Annotated in this window: 18 protein-coding genes; all 18 read left to right on the top strand. The window is 37.8% G+C overall.

Features of this window, described 5'->3' with window-relative positions; all coding sequences use genetic code 11:
• Nucleotides 1-2: 2 nt before the first annotated feature.
• Nucleotides 3-857: a class II fructose-bisphosphate aldolase gene (locus J3U73_RS05835; protein WP_220268495.1), complete on the top strand. Its 855-nt coding sequence runs from the start codon at nucleotides 3-5 to the stop codon at nucleotides 855-857.
• Nucleotides 858-1026: 169 nt separating this feature from the next.
• Entirely contained in the window at nucleotides 1027-1773 is a 747-nt protein-coding gene (locus J3U73_RS05830) for a DeoR/GlpR family DNA-binding transcription regulator (protein WP_220268494.1), read from the top strand.
• 651 nt (nucleotides 1774-2424) lie between these two features.
• Complete coding sequence (locus J3U73_RS05825) at nucleotides 2425-3789, top strand: PTS sugar transporter subunit IIC (protein WP_220232318.1); 1365 nt, start codon at nucleotides 2425-2427, stop codon at nucleotides 3787-3789.
• A 10-nt stretch (nucleotides 3790-3799) separates the two neighbouring features.
• Nucleotides 3800-4897, top strand: a complete 1098-nt coding sequence (locus tag J3U73_RS05820; protein WP_220268493.1) for a DUF871 domain-containing protein — start codon at nucleotides 3800-3802, stop codon at nucleotides 4895-4897.
• A gap of 142 nt (nucleotides 4898-5039) precedes the next feature.
• On the top strand, nucleotides 5040-6089 hold the full coding sequence (locus tag J3U73_RS05815; RefSeq protein WP_267409836.1) for a DUF871 domain-containing protein: 1050 nt from the start codon (nucleotides 5040-5042) through the stop codon (nucleotides 6087-6089).
• A gap of 243 nt (nucleotides 6090-6332) precedes the next feature.
• Entirely contained in the window at nucleotides 6333-6815 is a 483-nt protein-coding gene (locus J3U73_RS05810; protein WP_220220165.1) for an isochorismatase family cysteine hydrolase, read from the top strand.
• A 204-nt stretch (nucleotides 6816-7019) separates the two neighbouring features.
• Nucleotides 7020-8990 (top strand): glucose PTS transporter subunit IIA, encoded by a 1971-nt coding sequence (locus J3U73_RS05805; protein WP_267409835.1) that lies wholly within the window; start codon nucleotides 7020-7022, stop codon nucleotides 8988-8990.
• Between the two features lie 15 nt (nucleotides 8991-9005).
• Nucleotides 9006-9905, top strand: coding sequence for an N-acetylmuramic acid 6-phosphate etherase (gene murQ, locus J3U73_RS05800; protein ID WP_267409834.1), 900 nt, complete (start codon nucleotides 9006-9008; stop codon nucleotides 9903-9905).
• Between the two features lie 296 nt (nucleotides 9906-10201).
• A complete protein-coding gene (locus J3U73_RS05795) occupies nucleotides 10202-11179 on the top strand; it encodes a ribose-phosphate diphosphokinase (RefSeq protein ID WP_220268490.1) in 978 nt (325 codons plus the stop codon).
• A 164-nt stretch (nucleotides 11180-11343) separates the two neighbouring features.
• Nucleotides 11344-12945 carry an ATP-binding cassette domain-containing protein gene (locus J3U73_RS05790; protein WP_267409832.1) on the top strand — a complete coding sequence of 534 codons (1602 nt, stop codon included), beginning with the start codon at nucleotides 11344-11346 and terminating at the stop codon, nucleotides 12943-12945.
• A complete protein-coding gene (locus J3U73_RS05785) occupies nucleotides 12935-14530 on the top strand; it encodes an ATP-binding cassette domain-containing protein (RefSeq protein WP_267409831.1) in 1596 nt (531 codons plus the stop codon). The genes J3U73_RS05790 and J3U73_RS05785 overlap by 11 nt, the downstream gene beginning before the upstream one ends.
• A gap of 214 nt (nucleotides 14531-14744) precedes the next feature.
• Nucleotides 14745-15773: an SIS domain-containing protein gene (locus tag J3U73_RS05780; RefSeq protein ID WP_267409830.1), complete on the top strand. Its 1029-nt coding sequence runs from the start codon at nucleotides 14745-14747 to the stop codon at nucleotides 15771-15773.
• 76 nt (nucleotides 15774-15849) lie between these two features.
• A complete protein-coding gene (locus J3U73_RS05775) occupies nucleotides 15850-16914 on the top strand; it encodes an SIS domain-containing protein (protein ID WP_220268487.1) in 1065 nt (354 codons plus the stop codon).
• A gap of 3 nt (nucleotides 16915-16917) precedes the next feature.
• Nucleotides 16918-17337 carry a PTS sugar transporter subunit IIA gene (locus tag J3U73_RS05770; RefSeq protein WP_220220158.1) on the top strand — a complete coding sequence of 140 codons (420 nt, stop codon included), beginning with the start codon at nucleotides 16918-16920 and terminating at the stop codon, nucleotides 17335-17337.
• Nucleotides 17338-17361: 24 nt separating this feature from the next.
• On the top strand, nucleotides 17362-17829 hold the full coding sequence (locus J3U73_RS05765; protein WP_220268485.1) for a PTS sugar transporter subunit IIB: 468 nt from the start codon (nucleotides 17362-17364) through the stop codon (nucleotides 17827-17829).
• A gap of 22 nt (nucleotides 17830-17851) precedes the next feature.
• Nucleotides 17852-18655 carry a PTS mannose/fructose/sorbose/N-acetylgalactosamine transporter subunit IIC gene (locus J3U73_RS05760; RefSeq protein ID WP_267409829.1) on the top strand — a complete coding sequence of 268 codons (804 nt, stop codon included), beginning with the start codon at nucleotides 17852-17854 and terminating at the stop codon, nucleotides 18653-18655.
• Nucleotides 18645-19478: a PTS system mannose/fructose/sorbose family transporter subunit IID gene (locus tag J3U73_RS05755; RefSeq protein WP_267409828.1), complete on the top strand. Its 834-nt coding sequence runs from the start codon at nucleotides 18645-18647 to the stop codon at nucleotides 19476-19478. Before J3U73_RS05760 ends, J3U73_RS05755 begins: the two co-directional genes overlap by 11 nt.
• Before the next feature lie 90 nt (nucleotides 19479-19568).
• Nucleotides 19569-20735 carry an MDR family MFS transporter gene (locus J3U73_RS05750; protein WP_220268484.1) on the top strand — a complete coding sequence of 389 codons (1167 nt, stop codon included), beginning with the start codon at nucleotides 19569-19571 and terminating at the stop codon, nucleotides 20733-20735.
• Nucleotides 20736-20750: the final 15 nt, after the last annotated feature.

The raw sequence follows: 20750 nt of genomic DNA, 5'->3' as shown, positions 1-20750 counted from the left end.
TAATGTTGGCAGATGTAAGATATTGGGAAAAAATTGCTCAAAAAAACCATTTTGCAATTCCTCATTTTAATGTTTGGAACGTCGAAATGCTTGAAGGAGTAATGGATGCCTGTGAGCAGGAAAATTCACCTGTGATTATTTCATTTGGTACAGGTTTTATCCATAATACTATTTTTGAGGAATACGCTGGCATGATGGTCTCAATGGCAAAGCATTCATCATTACCAGTAATAACACATTGGGATCATGGACGCAGTTTTGATATCGTTAAAAATGGATATGATTATGGTATGAATTCTGTAATGCGTGATGCCTCTCAGCTATCGTTTGAAGAAAATGTTGCCGAAACGAAAAAAGTAGTTGAATATTTTCACCCTTTGAATGTTGGTGTTGAGGCTGAGCTTGGTCATGTGGCGGATCCAAATAAATATGAAAAGGCAATGGAGAACTATAAATATACCGATCCATCGATTGCTAAAAAATTTGTGGATCAAACGCATTGTGACTCTTTAGCGGTTGCAATTGGTCAAGTTCATGGCGTATATACTTCAAAGCCAAGCCTTAATTTTGATGTATTAGAAAAAGTATCTAATGTGGTGTCGGTTCCACTAGTTCTGCATGGCGCATCGGGAATTCCGGATGATCAAGTTTCTAAGGCAGTTTCAATGGGAATTTGCAAGGTTAATATTCATACTGATCTTGGTATTGCGGCTATGAAAGCATTTAATAAACATCGTGATCAGCTTTACCTTGAGGTTCAAAAATATGTTCGTGAGGGGATAAAAGATGAGGCTGTTCATAAGATTCACGTACTTGGTTCACAGAGTAAGGCCGAGTTAAAACTAGATAATTATTAAAGTTTTTACCCTTTTAATTACTACTAAAGTTAAATTTGTTTTTAGCAAATAAGATCAAGTCTTTAAACTTGGTCTTATTTTATTTTTTAAAAGTTAGATATATTTTTGTATTATATTAATTAAACATTTGCTAGAATAGATTTAAAGACTGTCGGAAGTGGAAACTTATATGGAAAGAATAGAATTAATAAAAAAAGATTTGATAGATAATCATTCTGTTAATATTTCTGATTTAAGTAAAAAATTTGGTGTTACAAATCAGACTATTAGAAGGGATTTAAGTCAACTTGAATCAGAAGGGCTAATTACTCGTACATATGGTGGGGCAATTCTAAATGAATCTAAAATTGATTTTGCAGTACCGTTTTATAGACGCTTAGCTAGAAACAAAGAAAATAAAGATAAGATAGCTCTAAAAGTTACATCACTGTTGAAAAATTACAGTAGTGTTTTTGCTGATTCAAGTTCGACGGTTGTCAATGCCATCAAATTTCTAAGGGATACAAATTTGACAATTGTTTCTAATTCTGCTGAAGTTCCTAGGCAACTATACAACGGCAAAGCCAACTTTATTTCTTCAGGTGGAATATTAGATAGACAAAGCCTTTCATTTCATGGTGTGATTGCGGAGCGTACTTTAAGAAACTACAATGTGGATGTTGCCTTAATTAGCTGTAAGGGCTTAGATATAGCTCAAGGTGTCACAGACTCAACAGATTCTGAAGCCGTAATTAAGAAGATTATGATTGAGCAAGCAAATGAAGTCTATCTTCTTGTAGACTCCACTAAATTTTGGAAAAAAGGTTTTGTTCATCTAATAGATATTTCAAAATTGAGTGATGTAATTACGGATAAAAAACCTGATACTGAATGGGTAGAATATTTTAAACAAAAAAATGTAAATTTAATTTTTTAATAGCAAGCAAATAAAGTCTTAAATATTTTTATCTTGAAAAATTCAATATTTGAAAAACTCTTTTATAAGTTTTTATCTTAATAATTACTGGCTTTTTTATCTAAAAAGGCAGATAGTGTTACCAGCTTCTTTAAATAAAGTTTTTGAGTAAATAAGGAAAAAATAATATAAAATATTTTTAAAGTCTGACTATGACTAGTATATTAAGAATATTAGTTGTTCATGGTTCATACCAATTTTGCAATTTTAATCGCCACAATGAACACTCACATTAAATTCTAAAGCGTTCCCAACTTAAAGGAATAAAAATGGCAAAAACTAAATAAGTAAAAACCAAGTGGTAATTGCTGCTTGGTTTTTAGTTGCAATCAAAAAGATTATCTCAAAATTTCCTCAAAACTGCCTGTCTTTGCTATACAAATGCTGAAAAAGCTTTCTTTGTAATTATATTTATGGTTTTTTTAAAAAAACTTTGGTATATACCATTATTGATGATAATCAATAAATATACCGTGATTATGAGCTTACTTTGGTGTATACCAATGCCGTCAGCGCTACAGCCACGTGGATTTCTGCCCAAAAAATACTAAAGCGTTTCCAAATTATGTGTTATAATTCGGTTGGAGTAGAAATATAGTAAGGAGAATTATTATGAATGCTTTAATAAATTGGTTAAATAAGCATGTCGTCCCAGTCGCAGCCAAGATTGGGTCAATTCGCTGGCTTGTAGCTTTGCGTGACGCGTTTATTTCACTTATGCCACTGATTATGGCTGGTGCTGTTGCAAATGTGCTTAATGCCATCTTCAGAGATGTACCTACAAACTTAGGTTGGACTGGTATAGTCAACTCAATGCAATGGTTGATTAATATTAATGCAGTAGTTTGGACAGGAACAACTGCTATTTTAGGTGTATTGTTTGCATTTACATTTGGATATCAAATGTGCCGGCAATATGATGTAGAACCAATTGCCGGTGGGTTAGTCACCTTAGGTACCTTTATCATGGGATTGCCTCAAAGTTTTTCTTTAGACTTAAAGAATGCTTTGTCAAAAATTGATATCAAGAGTTTAACTGATGCTGGTGCAGCTGTTGCTGGTAAAAATGTTAGCGCTTGGGGTTATTTCAATTTTGGCAAGTACTTTGGTTCATATGGCTTCTTTACCGTTATGATTATGGGAGCTATTTCAGTTTCAATTTATATTTGGTTAGTAAAGAAACACATCACCATTAAGATGCCAGAAAGTGTCCCACCTGCAGTTTCAAATGCCTTCACAGGGATTATTCCTGCAACTGCAGGTTTATATGTTGTTGGTATTATTTACTATTTGTTTACTTTAAATAACACGACTGTTATTGACTTTATTGCCAAAACAATTCAAGAGCCGCTGATGAAAATGGGACAGGGATATGGATCAGTCATACTGATTACGTTCTTAGTTCAATTGTTCTGGTTCTTTGGTATTCATGGTACGAATGTAATGGCACCAATCACAGAAAGTATTTGGACGACTGCATTGCTTGCTAATCAAAGTGCATATAAAATGCAGAAACCATTGCCTTATATGTGGACTAGAACAGATTTTGATTTATATGTTTGGATCGGTGGTGCTGGTTCAACATTGCTTCTTATTTTAGCTGTTTTAGCTTTTTCTAAGCGTGAAGATGAGCGAGCTGTTGCTAAAGTTTCACTTGTTCCTGGCATTTTTAACATTAATGAACCTGTGATGTTTGGTATGCCAATTGTTTTAAATCCAATATATATTATTCCATTTGTCATTGCTCCATTAGTTATGGCTTCAATTGCTTATGGTGCTTTGAGCCTTGGCTTAGTAAATAGAGTATATACTCAGATAACTTGGGCAATGCCACCATTTTTGAACTCTATTCTTGGTACTATGGATTGGCGTGCAGCTATTCTACAATTGATTAATATGGTAGTTGGCTTCTTAATCTACGTCCCATTCGTCATTGCTTCAAACAATGTCGATCCAAATAAAGTTAATAAAGCCTAAGGAGTAAAATATGAAACAGTTAGGTATATCACTTTATCCTGAGCAGAGCTCATTTGAGCAGGATAAGAAATATATGGATTTAGCCTACAAATATGGCTATCGCAGAATTTTCACCTCACTTCTGCAGTTAAAGAGTGCTGATGGCGAAGACCTGCTTGCTAAATTAAAGCAAGATATTGCTTATGCTAATAAGTTAGGCTTTACGACCGTAGTTGATATCAACCCAGGATTATTTAAGGAATTAAAGATTGATTACAACAACTTGGTTTTCTTCCATGATTTAGGCGTCTGGGGTCTTCGGTTAGATGAGGGCTTCAGCGGAATGGAAGAAGCGGCAATGACGCATAATCCATATGGTCTGAAAATTGAACTAAATATGAGTCGTGGTACAAATTACCTTGACAGTATTATGTCCTATGACCCAGAGCTTGATAACCTAATTGGTTGTCACAACTTCTATCCTCAGGAATATACGGGACTGAGCGAAGATATTTTTATGGATTATTCGTTTAAGTACCGTGAATACGGGTTGCATACCGCTGCGTTCATTTCTTCTAAAAATGCTAAGTTTGGTCCATGGCCTGTTCATGAAGGCTTGCCAACAATGGAAAGTGACCGTTTGCGCAATATTGCTAGTCAAGTCACACATTTACGCTTAAGTAAAATGATTGACGATATTATTATCGGTAATGCTTTTGCTAGTGAAGAAGAATTGGCAGCAGCTTCCAAGGCTTTTAATAGTCCATTTCCAGTTTTAGGAATAGAATTTGAAAGCGATGTTTTGCCAATTGAACGCACAATTTGCTTGAAAGAACCGCACTTGTACCGCGGAGATGCATCGGAATTTTTATTGCGAGATACTAAACCACGTGTTGTTTATGCCAAGGAAGATATTCCTGCCCATAACAATCAAAAGACTACTTTTGAATGTGGGGACATCGTTGTTGTTAACGAGCAATACCCACGTTATAAAGGTGAATTACAAATTGTCTTAACCCCATTTGAAAATGATGGTAGACGAAACTTAGTCGGACACCTAAGAGCAGATGATTTAGACCTGCTCGATTTGGTAGAACCTTGGAGTACTTTTAACCTTCAAGAGAACTAATATACAAATTAAATATGAATAAATGAAGAGTCGTGAAAAAAATCACGACTTTTTGTTTTATAATCAATTAGTGAATTAAAATAGTATAATATTATTTGTAAGTGTTTTCACTTTAATAATAGAAATGGGAGAGCAAAAAGACATGTTGGGCTTTTCAATATATCTTAATCATGATTTAACGGCTGAAGACTATAATTATCTACTTGCAATGCGCAATGCTGGCTTAACCACAGTTTTTACATCCTTAAATATTCCGGAAGATGATCCCGCGCAAGTTTTAAAACGTCTGCATGAACTGACTAAATGGTGTCAGAACTTGGAAGCAGCAATTATTGCCGATGTTTCGCGAGAAGGCTTAGAACGATTAGGAGTAGCAATTAACGACGTGGCGCAGCTTAGTCAGCTGAATTTATCGGGATTGCGCATCGATTCCGGTGTGAATGTTAATACAATCGCAAGACTATCAAAAGAAATGCCGATTGCCTTGAATGCAAGTACAATTAGCGAAGATGAACTAGCTGCTTTGCGTGTTCACGGTGCTAATTTTGATCATTTGCAGGCATGGCACAATTTTTATCCACGACCTGAGACTGGGCTTGCTAGCTCATGGCTTAAAGAAAAGAATGAATGGTTGCACCAAGCAAATCTGAAGACCGTTGCTTTTGTTGCCGGGGATAGTTGTCGGCGCGGACCTATTCATGCAGGTTTGCCAACTTTAGAAAAGCACCGCAATGAAAATCCGTTGGCAGCAACGCTGGAATTGCAAAAGTTAGGCTGTGATCATGTGTTTATTGGGGATGCCGCTTTAAAGGCGACCACAATTGCTAGTTTCACTAATTATACAAAGAAAAAGGCCCTCACTTTACACTTGGATCGGGAAGTGCCTGAATTATTGACGAATGAATGGCATAATCGTCCTGATGCTGCCCGCGATGTTGTTCGCTTAGTGGAAGGTAGAAAAAGGCAGTTATTTGACGTGAACGCGCAAACAAGTCCAAAGCCACGTCCCAAGGGAAGTCTGACATGTGATAATGAACGTTACTTACGCTATCAAGGTGAATTGCAAATAACCAAGCGTGACTTGCCAGCTGATGAGCGCGTTAATGTGATTGCTAATGTCGTTTCGGCCGATTTGGCTTTACTTGATCAAGTTGAAGCGGGGCAAGAGCTAATTTTTACGACAGCAAAATAAAATTCTAAAAAAATAGAAATTACAATTCGTTCAAAAGACCGTCATAGAGCGATTATTACCAATTTATTACAATTTTTCTTAATTGTAATAATGATTATATTGAAAGTTGACATTATCGCGTTATAATGAAAACAGATTCAGAGAAAAGTTGCTGAATCGATGAACTTTAAGTTTATGTATGCATATATAGTATACATAAAAGTTTTAGATCTTATTTATTTTTCATCAAGCGAGAGGTTAACTATGTCAGCCGATAATTTATTGTTAGTTGTTGATGTTCAAGAGCAATCAAAGCCATTCTGGGGAGGAAAAGCCGGACAAACAAGAAGGATTAATCAAATTAATCGTATTATTAAAACCTTTGAAAAAAGTAATGAACCTATTTTTTACATTAAACAGGAAAATCATGGTAGCTTGTCTCCTCAATTGGAAGTAGCAGATTCAGCCCCTGTTTATACTAAAAAATTTGCGAGTGCCTTTACTCAATCAAACCTTGTTCAGCGAATTCACGAAATGAGACCAAAGAATATCTTTGTGGTTGGATTAATGAGTCAAACTTGTTTGAAGGCAACTGTTCAGAGTGCATTAGACGAAAAGTACTCGATCACGCTAATTTCATATAACCACGATTCAGTTGTAAAGCCAATCCGTGAGCATTATAACCACTTGTTAACTAAGCTTGGTGCACATCGGCTGACGACTGACGAATTTTTATTAGTTAAATAGTAAAGTTAATAAAACTGCAGGAACGTTTAAGTGCGTTAGCTGCAGTTTTTTTACGTTATGGCAATAATATAAGTAATTTTGATATATTGGTATAGCCCTAAAAGAAAAAGAAAAAAAGTCAACATCAATTGATTGAGCGGTAACAATTGAAAATTGGTCTATTTAATAATATACTTAGCTTGTATTTTAAATAGGAGGGGAAAAATGAGCTCAGACAAATATGATGAAATGGGTAGGCAGATTTACGAGCAGATTGGTGGAATCGCTAACGTTAAATCGCTTTACCATTGTATGACTAGAATCAGAATAGCACTTAAAGATCCAGATCGAGTTGATCTTGAAAAGCTTAAGCAAGTTCCTGGAGTTATCGGTGTTGTTGCTGGGGAGACACTAGAGGTAGTTGTTGGTCCAGGCGTTAATACCAAGGTAGCACAGTCGATGGTTAAGGCTGCTGGTGTTCAAGAAAATGATCCTTTTCCGGAGAATCTTGAGCAAAACTCGACTAGTTCATATGACGAAAATAAAACAGCGGTCATGAAAAAGGCAGCTAGCGTTCACACTGCCCAAAAGGCTAGTTTGAAAAATACTTGGTGGCGCAGTGCATTGGGGCATATTTCAGCTATTTTCGTTCCGCTAATTCCAGCATTCGTTGGTGCGGGACTGATTTCTGGTGTAGCTGGAATCTTACGTAATATGATGACAGCCAAGATGCTTCCGCTTAGTTGGAACCTAGGGGTTACTGTTCTTGGCGTTATTGCCAACGGGCTTTTTATTTACCTAAATATTTACGTCGGTATTAATGCGGCCAAAGAATTTGGCGCCACTCCTGGACTAGGTGGAATTATTGGCGGGATTGTTTATTTGCCCGGAGTAGTTGCACCAATGACCATTCCCAATATTTTTGACAAGTTGCCTCTTGCAGCGGGTCAAGGCGGGATCATTGGCGTCTTACTTAGCGTCTGGCTCATGTCCTATGTTGAAAAATTTTTCCATGATCACATGGGAGAATCACTAGATTTAATTTTTACACCATTTTTAACTTTATTAATTATGGGATTAGTCACCATTTTTCTAATTATGCCGTTTGCCGGTTGGGTATCAAATTCACTAGTCGGTGGCATAAATTGGGTCCTGCATGTTGGTGGGCCAGTTGCTGGTTTTATCCTAGGCACCGCCTTTTTACCAATGGTTCTGTTTGGTTTACACCAGATTCTGACGCCAATTCACCTGCAAATGATTCAAAAAATGGGCTATACACCGCTTTTGCCAATTTTAGCAATGGCTGGAGCTGGCCAAGTTGGTACGGCGATTGCATTATGGGTCAAATGTCGTAAGAATAAAGAACTCACTAAACTAATTAAGGGTGCCTTGCCAGTCGGCATTTTGGGTGTTGGCGAACCGCTTATTTACGGTGTTTCGCTACCACTTGGTCGTCCCTTTGTTACTGCTTGCCTTGGCGGCGGAATTGGTGGTGCCGTTCTGGGAGCCTTTGGTAATATCGGATCAATTGCTATCGGTACCTCAGGCATTGCGTTAATTCCGTTGATTGCTAATAACAAGGCGTTGATTTACTGTTTTGGCTTATTAGCAGCTTATCTTGGTGGTTTTGTTCTTACTTACCTTTGGGGTGTTCCCAAGAGTGCAATGGTAGCTAAAAATGAAGATGGCTCATTAGTAGCTGGTACCGCAGAGCCAGCAGAGTCTGCATCTGAAACAGAAGTTACATTGGCCAGTCCCGTAAGCGGTCAGATTGAGAGCCTAACGGCAGTTCCAGATGATGTTTTTTCTAAGAAAATGCTTGGAGAAGGCTTCGCTGTTATTCCTAATGAAGGCACCATTATTGCGCCTGTTGATGGTCGGATATTAACAATTATGGATACCAAGCATGCAGTTACGATGGAGTCAGCAACCGGCCCATTAGAATTAGTGCTACATTTTGGCATAGACACGGTTGAATTAAAGGGTGCACCATTTTCAATTGAGGTTGCCAGCGGTCAACACGTTAAACGCGGAGACATTATTGCAAAAGTTGATCTTGCTGCTCTTAAAGATGCAGGTAAGCCAACAGATGTAATGACAATCATTACTAATATGGAAGATGTTGCTCAGATTACGCCGCTTGCTGCTGGTCAAGTAGAAATTAACCAGGATGCTGTAACAGTTAAAACCAAATAAAAATGAGAAGAATTAATGAACATTAAAGATTTAATTACGGAAGAACGCAATCCCGACACGATGAACATTGATTCGATGTCAACGCTTGAGATGGTTCGTACAATCAATCATGAAGATCAAAAAGTTGCTACAGCTGTTGGCCAGCAGGATCAACAAATTGCGCGAGCAATTGACGCCGCAGCTAAAAGGTATAAGCAAGGCGGCCGCCTAATTTATATTGGTGCAGGCACCAGTGGCCGGCTGGGAGTACTTGATGCAGCTGAGCTAGTCCCGACCTATGGCATTAAGCCAGAGCGGGCAGTTGGCTTAATTGCAGGAGGTAAACAGGCAATGCTACAGGCGGTTGAGGGAGCAGAAGATGATCTTGAGCTCGGTCAGCAAGATTTGCGCCGACTTCATTTATCTGCAAAAGACACGGTGATAGGCTTAGCGGCGAGTGGCCGAACGCCTTATGTAGTTGGCAGCCTTGATTTTGCTAACGAGGTTGGTGCGTTAACGATTGCAATTGCTTGTGTTCCGAATGCCGTAATCAGCTCACATGCAGAAATTGGTATTGAAGCCGTTGTTGGTCCAGAAGTTATCACGGGCTCGACACGAATGAAGGCTGGTACCGCACAAAAAATGATTTTAAATATGATTTCCACCGGTGTGATGATTAAGCAGGGGAAGGTTTACCAAAACGTCATGATTGGCGTTCAGCCGACTAATGCCAAGCTAATTGACCGTGCATGCCGCATTATTAGCACAACAACCGGTGTTTCCACTAGTGAAGCAATGACGGCTTTACACAATAGTGCAAATGATGTTTCTGTAGCAATTATTATGATTGAAACTGGTAGGTCAAAGGCAGATGCTAGGGATTTGCTGGCAAAAGCACACGGTAATGTTGCCGCGGTTTTGCAGGCGAATAAATAATGAATTAAACCTTGGCCGCATTAATAATGCTTTTTCTAGTTTAATTAGTGCAATTTATGTCATGCTTTCATGAAGTGTTCGAGCTAGGTGATAAAGCTATAAAGCAGCTAAGTTGTAAAGCTTTTAGTTTAAAAAGCTATGCTAAACTAGAAAAAAATGCCATTTTTCCTGAATAATTAGCCCTAAGGGCTTGAATGTCACTGGTTAAAGTTGAATAATAAATATGGTTATTAACTTTTTTTCGGCAACTTTTGGTAAAATAATAAGTTGTAGACAAATATTATACGGAGGAAATTATGTCTTATAAAGACAATATGATGTTGTTTGCCCTTAATTCGAATGTGCCGTTAGCGCAAAAGATTGCTGAACGCGTTGGTATTCCACTAAGTGAATCCAGTGTGCAGCGCTTTAGCGATGGCGAGATTCAAATTAATATTGACGAGTCAGTCAGAGGCAAAGACGTGTATTTGATTCAGTCAACCAGTGTTCCAGTCAATGACAATTTGATGGAATTGTTAATCATGATTGATGCCGTCCGCCGTGCAAGTGCACAGACGATTAATATTGTGATTCCCTATTACGGCTATGCTCGCCAAGACCGTAAAACACGTCCCCGTGAACCAATTACCGCTAAGCTAGTAGCAGATATGTTACAAGAAGCTGGCGCAACTAGAGTATTGTCACTTGACTTGCATGCACCACAAATTCAAGGTTTCTTCGATATTCCTGTGGATAATTTGATGGGTGCACCACTACTGGCAGATTATTTCTTAAGTAATCACTTGGAAAAAGATGCTGTAGTTGTATCGCCCGATCATGGCGGCGTTACCCGTGCTAGAAAGTTAGCAGAATTTTTGGGTACATCAATTGCGATTGTTGATAAACGTCGCCCACGTGCTAATGTCGCTGAAGTTATGAATATTATTGGCGATGTTAAAGGCAAAAGAGCAATTATTATCGATGATATGATTGATACTGCCGGAACAATTACTTTAGCAGCACAAGCATTAATTGATGCGGGTGCGACTGAAGTTTATGCCAGTGCCACTCACGCTGTATTGTCTGGCCCGGCAATTAAGAGACTGAATGATTCTCCGATTAAAAATTTGGTGTTAACAGACTCAATTAACCAACCTGCCGAGAAAAAGTTGGATAAGACTTTACTTGTTTCTGTCGGTCCACTTATTGGGGATGCGATTAAGTGTATTCAAAAAAATGAACCGCTTAGTCCATTGTTCAATACCAGATACCAGGAAAATAAGCCAAATATATAAATTAATATATAACACGCAGAAAAAGACTTACTTGCAAAAGTTGGTCTTTTTTTGTGTGAAAAATTTGGCCACTTAATAGGCTTATTTGACCGCTTACCCGTTCTTTATTTACATGATAAAAAGCTTAAGTTTAAATAAGTGCATGGAAAATAAAGGAGAAAGCCATGTCAATAAAAGAATTGTTTAAGTCGAATATTCCCCGTGGGATGCTTATCTTGCTTGCTTATGTTTTGTATGCCATTGCAGAAACCCTCAATAATTATTTAATCAAATTTGCAACCGATAATTTAACCAAAAAAGCTTGGACTAATGCGGTCATGTGGCTCGTAATTATTGCTATTATGGGACTATTTACCTTTTTTCTATTGCCTCTAGGAACATATCTTTTTAATCAGCAAATTCAAAATTATCTTCATCAAATTCGAACGCACATGATGAAGCATTATTACGACCAAAAATCGGTCAATGTAGCTGAAATGGCGAACCAACTAGGCAATAATTTAAAGATTTTAACCGATAACTATGCTAAACCATGGATTGACATTTGGAGCACGATTCTAAGAGTTATATTAGCCATTACCGCCATCTTGACAATGCACTGGTCAATTGTAATTGCCACGATTTTAATTACGATCATTGTTCTGCTATTACCTAAGATTCTGGAGAAAAGATTGGCCGGAGCTTCCGCGATTGTAGCTAAAACGAATTCAACATTTTTGAATACGATTAGCAATTGGTTTTCTGGTTTGGGTGAACTTCGCCGCTACCAGTCCAAAAAGACCTTGAAGCAAGCAGTTAAGCAAAAAAGTCAGGCTTTGGCCGATGCGAATATCACCCAGGGAAAAATTAGTGGTGAAGCTCAAATTATTAATGGTATTGGCAATTCAATTGGTCAAGTTGGTATTTGTTTCTGGTGTTCTATTTTATATTTCTCGCAGCAGATTACAATCGGAGATTGGCTAACAAGTCTTGGCTTTGTTTCAATAATTTTTAATGGACTTTGGCAAGTTATAACTGCGATTACTAAAATAAAATCAACTACAGAATTGCGTAAACAAGTTGCCACTCTAGTTCAACCAGTCAAAATAACTAATAAGCGAGTTATTGTTGATGCTGTCCAAAGCCATAATTTGGTTGTTACGTACGCAAATGGTGAAAAACTAACTTATCCGGATTTTGAAATTAAACCAGGAGAAAAAGTTTTGTTAACGGGTGACTCGGGAACGGGCAAGTCTACTTTATTTAAAGTTTTATTGAACCAAATTAAGCCAAGTGCAGGCTCAGTTATGTTTAAAGCGACTAATCAGCAGTTAATTAAACCGCAAAATGCCCAAGTTGGGTATATTGCGCAGGATGCTAGTCTTTTTCCCACAACCATTGCGAATAATATTACGATGTTTAATCAGCAACTTAACGGTAAACTAAAACAAGTTTTACAAAAAGTGCAGCTGGCCCCAGATTTAGCTAAGTTTCCGGCTCGAGCAAACACCGTTATTGACTTAGATCAACCTAATTTGTCTGGCGGGCAAAGACAGAAAGTGGTGTTAGCACGCGCAGAAATTCACGAGACCAAATTCTTGCTGCTAGATGAGGCTACTAGCGCAATAGATCGTCAGGGTACAAAACAAATTATTAGTGAATTACTCAAGACAAACGCAACGATTTTAATGATTGCACATAACTTTAGCCCCGAATTAATTGCACAGTTTGACAGACAAATTCATTTAACTACCAACAGTAAGGGGGCTAATAACAATGACGATTAGAGCATTTTTTAGAATAAATCCGGTAAGATTTATTGGGATAATGATTAACGTTGTCTTCATATTTGCCTCCATGATTTTTGATACTCAACTATTAATTATTGAAACGACAGCATTAAAAAATAATGATCCCCGAACCTGCTTTAGCATTATTGCAATCGAATTTGGTTTAGCTTTGTTTAACTACCTAGTTCAGGGCCTAAATTCCTATTTAATTGTCAAGCAAGAGCAACAGTACAATGTTGCTTTACGTGAACAAATTACTGACCATTATTACTTAGATGGACAAGATCATCCGGTAGCGCAAGTACAAAACCGCTTGACTAATGATTTAGTGCAAAATAACGAAAATTATCTGGAAGCTTTTATTGGCTTTGTTTCTGGTCTAGTCACACTAGTGCTTGTTTTTATCTTATTAATTACAATTCATTGGAGCTTACTAATAACAATTATTGCAATGACGCTTGTTTCGCTGTTGGTACCGAAACTAATTGCTAAACCGTTACAAAAAGCAACAATGCAGATTTCGACTAGCAACCAGCAATATCTTGATTGTTTGAATAAGTGGCTTAACGGATTAGACGAAATTAGACGTTATTTAGCAGGTGAAAAATTATTTCAGGTGACGGCTAAAGCGGCCAAAAAATTAGAAGATGCCAATGTGAAGCAAACTGGTTTCACGCAATGCCTATCAAGTATCAATAGTCTAATTGAAGTGATCTTTTCTTTGATGTTGTTTCTTCTTGCCGGTTTCTTATTTTTAAATGGGAAAGTAGCTTTTGGTGTAATTGTGGCAGCGTCTAACTGTGAGTACTACATGAACTTTGCGATTAGCAAGATGGTTGATGCGTATGGGCAAATAAAGGGCGCACAGAAATTGAATACTGAGATTGCGGCAACTTGTCGCCTTCTGCCACAACCGGAGCTAGGAAATGCTACACCAGCTGCATTTAGTACCCACAATCTCAGCTTACAGTTTCCTAACGGTGAAAATCTGTTCTTTCCAGATATTGCTATTCAGCCGGGTGAGAAAATCTTATTTACCGGTGATTCCGGTTCCGGTAAGACGACATTATTCAAGTTGATTTTAAAGCAGATTAAGCCAAATACGGGTGAAATAGTGTTTAAAGATCAAAATGGCAAAATAATTAACCCTGATATGAGTCAAATCGGTTACATTCCACAAGATCCCGTGCTTTTTCCCGTCAGCATTGCTGATAACATGACAATGTTTAATAAAAAGCTACAAGTCCGGCTACCAAGTTTAGTGGCAAAAGTACACTTGGACAGCGATATTGCCAAATTTGATCAGGGATTGAATGAACGAATTGATTTGAATAAGCTAAATATTTCCGGTGGACAAAGACAGAAAATTGTACTGGTTCGTGCTTTAGTCCATCAGAGTAAAATTATCCTGATTGATGAGGGCACAAGTGCAATTGACCAAAAAGCGACAATGGCAATTTTGCGTGAAGTGACCAATACATCGGCAACGGTGTTGTTTATTGCCCACAATTTCAATTCCCAGATGAAACAGTTATTCGACCGTGAGATCCACCTTACAAAGTCGAGTAAACAAGTAAACTAAATCAAAATAGTGACCACCTTTTATCTTTATGCAAAAGGTGGTCTTTTTATTAGTTAAAGTCTATTTACACCAAGTAAATCTCACAGAATCTAAAAAAGTGTAAGCGATTTAAAAAAAGCTGTTGAATTAATCAGAACAACTGGTATACTTAAAATTGAAATAGGGATTCAAAAGAGTCCAATTTTGAAATTTAATTTAATTTTGGGAGGTCAAAATGGAAACTGAAAAAGTAGAATTAATCGATTTTAATCAAGATGGATACCTTGCCGATGGCGATTTTGTCTATTCAAAGCGGCCTGAAATTGAGGCGCTGGCGGACAAGTTATCGACTGAAGGTTATAAAAATATTTACTTAATGGGCATTGGTGGAACTGAGTTCGAATTGTACCAGTTTGCTTATGCAGCTAACAGAATGTCTGCTTTACCGGTTAAGTGCATTAACGCTGCCGACTTGAATAGTGTGCATCCACGCGACTTAACCCAAGACTCAATTGTAATAACGGCAAGCGATAGCGGAAACACGCCCGAAATTATTGAAGCTGCTAAATGGTTGATTAAAGCTAATATTCGCTTAATTGCATTTACGAAAAAAAGCGGTGAGCTTGGTGGGCTAGCACCAAATGTTATTGAAGTTAATGGCTCTACCGGGTCAGGGCAAAATTATTACATGGCAGAAGCAATGTTAATTTATCGCTTACTATACAAGCACGGTGATTTCGCAGGATACCCTAAATTTGCTAATCAACTAAAAGGCGTATTCAAGGATTTATTGGCAATTCGTAAAAAGTTTGAACCTAAAGCCGATAAGATTGCTCAAAAATGTTACCAGGCACCGTACACGATTTTTACAGGTTCTGGCGCACTTTGGGGAGAAACCGAATTATTTGCTGAATGTCTTCTTGAAGAAATGCAATGGATTAGGACTCGTCCAATTACTAGTGCCAAGTTTTTCCACGGAACACTTGAACTGGTCGAAAAAGGTGTACCGGTCTTTATCGTTGAAGGTGAAGATGAATTTAGAAAGCAAGATGTTCGGGTGCAACGTTTTTGTGAAAAGATTGGCGCAGAACATTATGTGATTGACACGAAGGAATACAGTCTGAGTGTTGATGACGAATTTCGTCCATTAGTAATTCCATGGATTGTAAATTCACTATTAACTGATCGGTTAACCAATCATTATCAGGTTTACACAAAGCACAATAAAAACTACAGAAGATATTATCGTCAATTCGAGTACTAATTTTACTGGTGATTGGCAGAGGGCGGGATACAGTGTATCCCGTTTACTTTATTAAGCTAGATTAGGAGTATTAGTCATGGAAATGCTTGATTATGTGAAAGTAACACCAGCTAAATTAAAAGAGAATATAGCTGATAAGAACAGTTTAGTTTCCCCATTAGTCAATCTTTTTTTTAAGCAGAAAAATGGAAGCGTTACCATAGTTGCATCGGGGTCATCTTTTAACGCGGTAATGATGTCTAAACCTTACTTAAAAATGCGGTTAGCTCGTTCAGTTGAGGTCGTTACGCCAGAACTGTTTGAATTAACCAGAACTAGTAAAAACATGAATAATTTTACCTTCTTTGTTTCTCAAAGTGGGGCTTCAACTAATATTTTGCATGCAATGAAGTTCGTTAATGAGCGAAATGGTCGAACCATTGCTTTAACAGGAAATACACACAGTGAGGTGGCACAAAAGGCTGACATCGCGATTGATTATGGTGTTGGTAAGGAAACTGTGGGGTACGTCACAGTGGGGCTTTCTACCTTGGTGATGTATCTGGTCTTATTTGCAAATGAAGTTGCGCAAAGAGAACAAAGGCCGATTGACAGCGATGATGACCTGTTACAGCTGCCCGAAATTATGACTGAAACAATCAATACTGCTCTTGAATTTGTTAACGATCATTTTATGGAATTAGCACAAATGGGCCCAACTTTTATTTGTGGTAATAATATGAATCTTGGTGTTGCTCGCGAAGCAGCTTTAAAGTTTCAAGAAACACTAAAAATACCGACATTACATTACGAGATTGAAGAGTTTATGCATGGACCCGATATTCAATTAAGTCCGCAATATAGCATTTTTCTAATTGATAATCCGCAGGCAAGTCCTAGAATTGCTGCCATTAATACCAGTTTGGCTGCTGTCACTGCACGGCATTACCTTATTACATATAATTCGGACAAAGTTCAGCCTAATGTAATTAACATCAAGCTACCTGCAATTAATAGTTTGTGCTCATTGGCAACAATTCCATTTTTCCAAATAATAGTGGCCAGCATGATGCCTGCTTTAAAGCGAGAAGATGCGCATCCACTGGCGACTAAATTTATGAATATGATTCCAACCAAAAACTATGACAATCAGGGGAGGTAGAGAATGGTTCAGGTAATAATTTGCACACATGAACAAATGGCAATTGGCGTCAAAAAGACGGCCGAGTTCATTATGGGACCACAAGAAAACCTGCATGCGATTGCAGCTTATACTAAAGAGCAAGTTGATTATGAACATGAAATTGCCACCTTTTTACAAAAACATCCTACTGAGCCAGTCGTAGTACTGACTGATATTGTCGGAGGTAGTGTCAATACGGCTTTGGCAAAGATGATCCCAACCCATAAAAATTTACAGTTAATTGCTGGTGTCAATTTACCAATGGTAGTCCAACTTTTACTTTCAAATGAACAAGACTTAGAAGCAACGATTGCAAAGACAATTCGGGAAGCAAAAAACGGTATTCAGGATATTAATCAAACAATTAAGACTGAGACAGAAACAATTAGCGATGACTTTTAGTTAACAGTTAAGGAGATGTTTTGAATGATTAAAATGATACGGGTTGATTACCGGCTTTTACATGGACAAGTAGCAGTTTCATGGACCGGTACGCTTGGTGCAGACGCTCTTTTATTGGTCAGCGATACTCTAAAGCACGACAAATTACGGCTGCAGATGCTTGCTTTGGCAAAACCGAGCGGCGTTAAGGTTGTAGTCAAGGATACGCAGGGAGCAATAGATGTCATTAAAAGTGGCAAGACTGATAATTACACTTTGTTTGTTATCTGTGAGACGGTTGAGATTGCGGCAAAATTAGCACGCACCTTTAACATTAAGCAGGTTAACTTAGGCAATATTTCATTTGCAAAGGGAAAAGAAAAAATAAGTAATAGTATTTACATCAATAACGATGAAAGACAAACAATTGAGGAACTAATTGATGCAGGGGTTGATGTCTTTATTCAGATGGTACCGACTGAAAATAGGATTGAAGCAAAGAATGTAATTTAGAGCGACAAAGGAGATGTTCTAGATGATTTTAAAAACATTTTTGATTTTTCTTGTAGCCTTAATTGGCTACAGTGATGCTTTTACTGGTACTAGCTTGATTCAGCGCCCATTGGTCATGGGGATGCTGACCGGACTAGTCTTAGGAGATTTGAAAAATGGAATTATTATGGGTGGTGCCATGGAATTAGCAATGGTTGGCTCAGTTTCAATTGGAGCTTACATTCCACCTGATATGGTTTCCGGAACAATTCTAGGCACGGCATTAGCTATCCAAGCCCACGCAAATTCTGCGGCCGCTTTAACGTTAGGAATTCCAATCGCCACAATCGTTTTAGCTTTAGAAACAGCTATTGGTCAACCGTTAAAACTAATCTTTGTTCACCGGATTGATAAAAATGCTCAAGATGCAAATACACGAGCAATCGCACGCAACATGATTATCGGGGGTTATGTTGGCAAGTTACCTGGTTTAATTATTGTTCCGACAGCTTTTTATTTTGGTCAAAGTGCGGTAACAACCCTATTAAGCAACATGCCAAAATTTATTACAACTGGGATGACAATTGCTTCGGGCCTATTACCAGCTTTGGGATTTGCCATGCTAGCCCAGATGATTATGAATAAAAAAGTTGCTGTGTTCTTTTTCATCGGTTTCTTTATGGTTGCTTACGGTAATCTTTCAACTACGGGAGTGGCTTTGTTTGCAGCATTAATCATTATTGTTATGTATATCTTTATTGAAAAAAGAAATGGCAATTCTACGAAGGTAGCAACTAGTTCAACAACTTCAAGTGAAGAACAAGGAGATGGGTTCGATGAGTTTTAAAATTCAGCCTCAATATAAAGGCAAAATAACTAAAAAGGATTTACAAAAGGTTTTTTGGCGCAGCATTCCTACCGAACATTTATGGAATTATGAACGAATGATGAATGTTGGTTACACTTATGCGATGATCCCAATTTTAAAAAAGCTTTATCCGAAAAAAGAAGATTTATCCGCAGCTTTGACTCGTAATTTGGAAGTTTATAATGTTACTCCTTATATCATTACTTTACCCGAAGGAATTGCAACGGCAATGGAAGAATTGAATGCAAGTGACCCAAATTTTGACACGGAATCAATTTCGGCGGTCAAACTGGCCATGATGGGACCACTATCTGGTGTCGGGGATGCCTTTTTCTGGGGCACTTTACGTATACTTGCCACAGGTGTAGGTACTTCCTTAGCGCTGCAAGGCAATATTTTAGGCCCAATTCTATTTTTGTTAATTTTTGATGTCCCGCACTTTATTATTCGTTATATTATGACCTTTTTGGGCTACGGCTTGGGTTCTAACGTGATTGATAAGCTAAAGCAATCAGGCATTATGGATAAGGTAATGGAATATGCTTCAATCATGGGGATCATGGTTGTTGGTGGCATGACGATGAGTATGTCTAAAGTTAATTTTGTGACAAAAATTGGTTCAGGTAAGGGCGCACAAACAATTCAAAATTTACTTGACGGAATAGCCCCAGGACTAGCAACCCTTGCGCTTTTTTACATCATGTATTGGATGTTAAAGAAGAAAATGAATCCGTTGTTAATTATGCTGATTGTCCTCATTGTCAGCATTGCTGGCGCCTACTTTAATGTTCTAGGAGTATAGCTAAGTCAATTTATTAAATTAACGAAAAGAAATGAGTGCCGTAACTACTCATTTCTTTTTCTTTCGGTTAGCGAATTAAAGAGGTGAAAAATGACTAATCAAAAACAAACTGTCTCACTTAAATGGCTTTTGGTAGGTGTTTTGATTACAAACACAGCAATGAGCTTTATTTGGCCGTTAAATACGATTTATCTTCACGAAACTTTACACAAAAGCTTAGTTATTGCTTCGCTGGTTCTCTTTTTTAACCAATTTGCCACAATGCTCGGAAGTTTAATCGGGGGAAAATTATTTGATCAGTGGCAGCCGTATTACGCTATTTTACTCGGTATTGGCTTAAATATTTTTGCACTTGGTGGACTGATTTTCCTGCATACTTGGCCGTTTTATGCCATCTTGCTCATCCTTTCTGGCTTTGCCAATGGCATTTCTGTAACTTGTGAGAATTCATTGGCAACACGGGTAAAAAATAGGCGATCAAGCTATGTTTTTAACTTGCTGTATTTTGCAGCTAATTTTGGCCTTGTATTTGGTACCCTAACGGTTGGTTACATTTTACCGTTAGGAATTGGTTATGTTTTTGCGCTTGCAACTTGCATTCAAATATTATTTTTACTTGTAGCTTATAAAAAATATAATGTTGCCCGCTCTGTTACTGAGAATAAGCGTAATTTTACAGCGCACAAGGGGGAAATGACATCGCAAATTTTGGGAGTCTTGTTTTTGACACTAGTTTGTTGGCTAGTGTATGAACAATGGCAGAGCAACTTATCAGCTTATATGGTTGAACTTGGCTTTCCAGTGAAAAAATATAGTTTATTATGGACACTCAATGCGGTCTTGATTGTTGTTTTTCAGCCCTTAGTCACTTTTTTTGATGATTGGTTGCTCAAACATCTTCGTGGCAGGCTTAATTTAGGGGCGTTACTGCTAGTAAACTCCTTTGTCATTTTATTATTACCGTTTAAACATAATTACTGGCTTTATTTATTATCTATGTGCTTGCTAACACTTGGAGAAATCCTTCTATTTCCTGGCGTAGCCAGCTTCGTTGACCTTGCTGCACCGACTAATCTAACTGGGTATTATCAGGGCAAAGTGCAGATCTTTAGCGCACTTGGAAAAGCAATCGGGCCCGTTTTTGGTGCATTAATCATTGATAATTCTAACTATGAAGTACTTTTTTTAGTTTGTGGACTTATGGTGCTTGGAGCAGAACTAGTATTTTCATTGCCATTACTAAAAAAGACGACTTGATTAAGACGTCTTTTT

This window comes from Lactobacillus sp. B4005 (assembly GCF_026536045.1).
Lineage (GTDB): Bacteria > Bacillota > Bacilli > Lactobacillales > Lactobacillaceae > Lactobacillus > Lactobacillus panisapium.
This window is presented reverse-complemented; position numbering and strand designations above follow the sequence as displayed.

Coding starts and splice junctions, on each gene's coding strand:
- J3U73_RS05785 (WP_267409831.1), top strand. CDS start 12,935: ATGACGATTAGAGCATTTTTTAGAATAAATCCGGTAAGATTTATTGGG.
- J3U73_RS05795 (WP_220268490.1), top strand. CDS start 10,202: ATGTCTTATAAAGACAATATGATGTTGTTTGCCCTTAATTCGAATGTG.
- J3U73_RS05765 (WP_220268485.1), top strand. CDS start 17,362: ATGATTAAAATGATACGGGTTGATTACCGGCTTTTACATGGACAAGTA.
- J3U73_RS05830 (WP_220268494.1), top strand. CDS start 1,027: ATGGAAAGAATAGAATTAATAAAAAAAGATTTGATAGATAATCATTCT.
- J3U73_RS05790 (WP_267409832.1), top strand. CDS start 11,344: ATGTCAATAAAAGAATTGTTTAAGTCGAATATTCCCCGTGGGATGCTT.
- J3U73_RS05755 (WP_267409828.1), top strand. CDS start 18,645: ATGAGTTTTAAAATTCAGCCTCAATATAAAGGCAAAATAACTAAAAAG.
- J3U73_RS05835 (WP_220268495.1), top strand. CDS start 3: ATGTTGGCAGATGTAAGATATTGGGAAAAAATTGCTCAAAAAAACCAT.
- J3U73_RS05810 (WP_220220165.1), top strand. CDS start 6,333: ATGTCAGCCGATAATTTATTGTTAGTTGTTGATGTTCAAGAGCAATCA.
- murQ (WP_267409834.1), top strand. CDS start 9,006: ATGAACATTAAAGATTTAATTACGGAAGAACGCAATCCCGACACGATG.
- J3U73_RS05815 (WP_267409836.1), top strand. CDS start 5,040: ATGTTGGGCTTTTCAATATATCTTAATCATGATTTAACGGCTGAAGAC.
- J3U73_RS05770 (WP_220220158.1), top strand. CDS start 16,918: ATGGTTCAGGTAATAATTTGCACACATGAACAAATGGCAATTGGCGTC.
- J3U73_RS05760 (WP_267409829.1), top strand. CDS start 17,852: ATGATTTTAAAAACATTTTTGATTTTTCTTGTAGCCTTAATTGGCTAC.
- J3U73_RS05750 (WP_220268484.1), top strand. CDS start 19,569: ATGACTAATCAAAAACAAACTGTCTCACTTAAATGGCTTTTGGTAGGT.
- J3U73_RS05820 (WP_220268493.1), top strand. CDS start 3,800: ATGAAACAGTTAGGTATATCACTTTATCCTGAGCAGAGCTCATTTGAG.
- J3U73_RS05825 (WP_220232318.1), top strand. CDS start 2,425: ATGAATGCTTTAATAAATTGGTTAAATAAGCATGTCGTCCCAGTCGCA.
- J3U73_RS05775 (WP_220268487.1), top strand. CDS start 15,850: ATGGAAATGCTTGATTATGTGAAAGTAACACCAGCTAAATTAAAAGAG.
- J3U73_RS05805 (WP_267409835.1), top strand. CDS start 7,020: ATGAGCTCAGACAAATATGATGAAATGGGTAGGCAGATTTACGAGCAG.
- J3U73_RS05780 (WP_267409830.1), top strand. CDS start 14,745: ATGGAAACTGAAAAAGTAGAATTAATCGATTTTAATCAAGATGGATAC.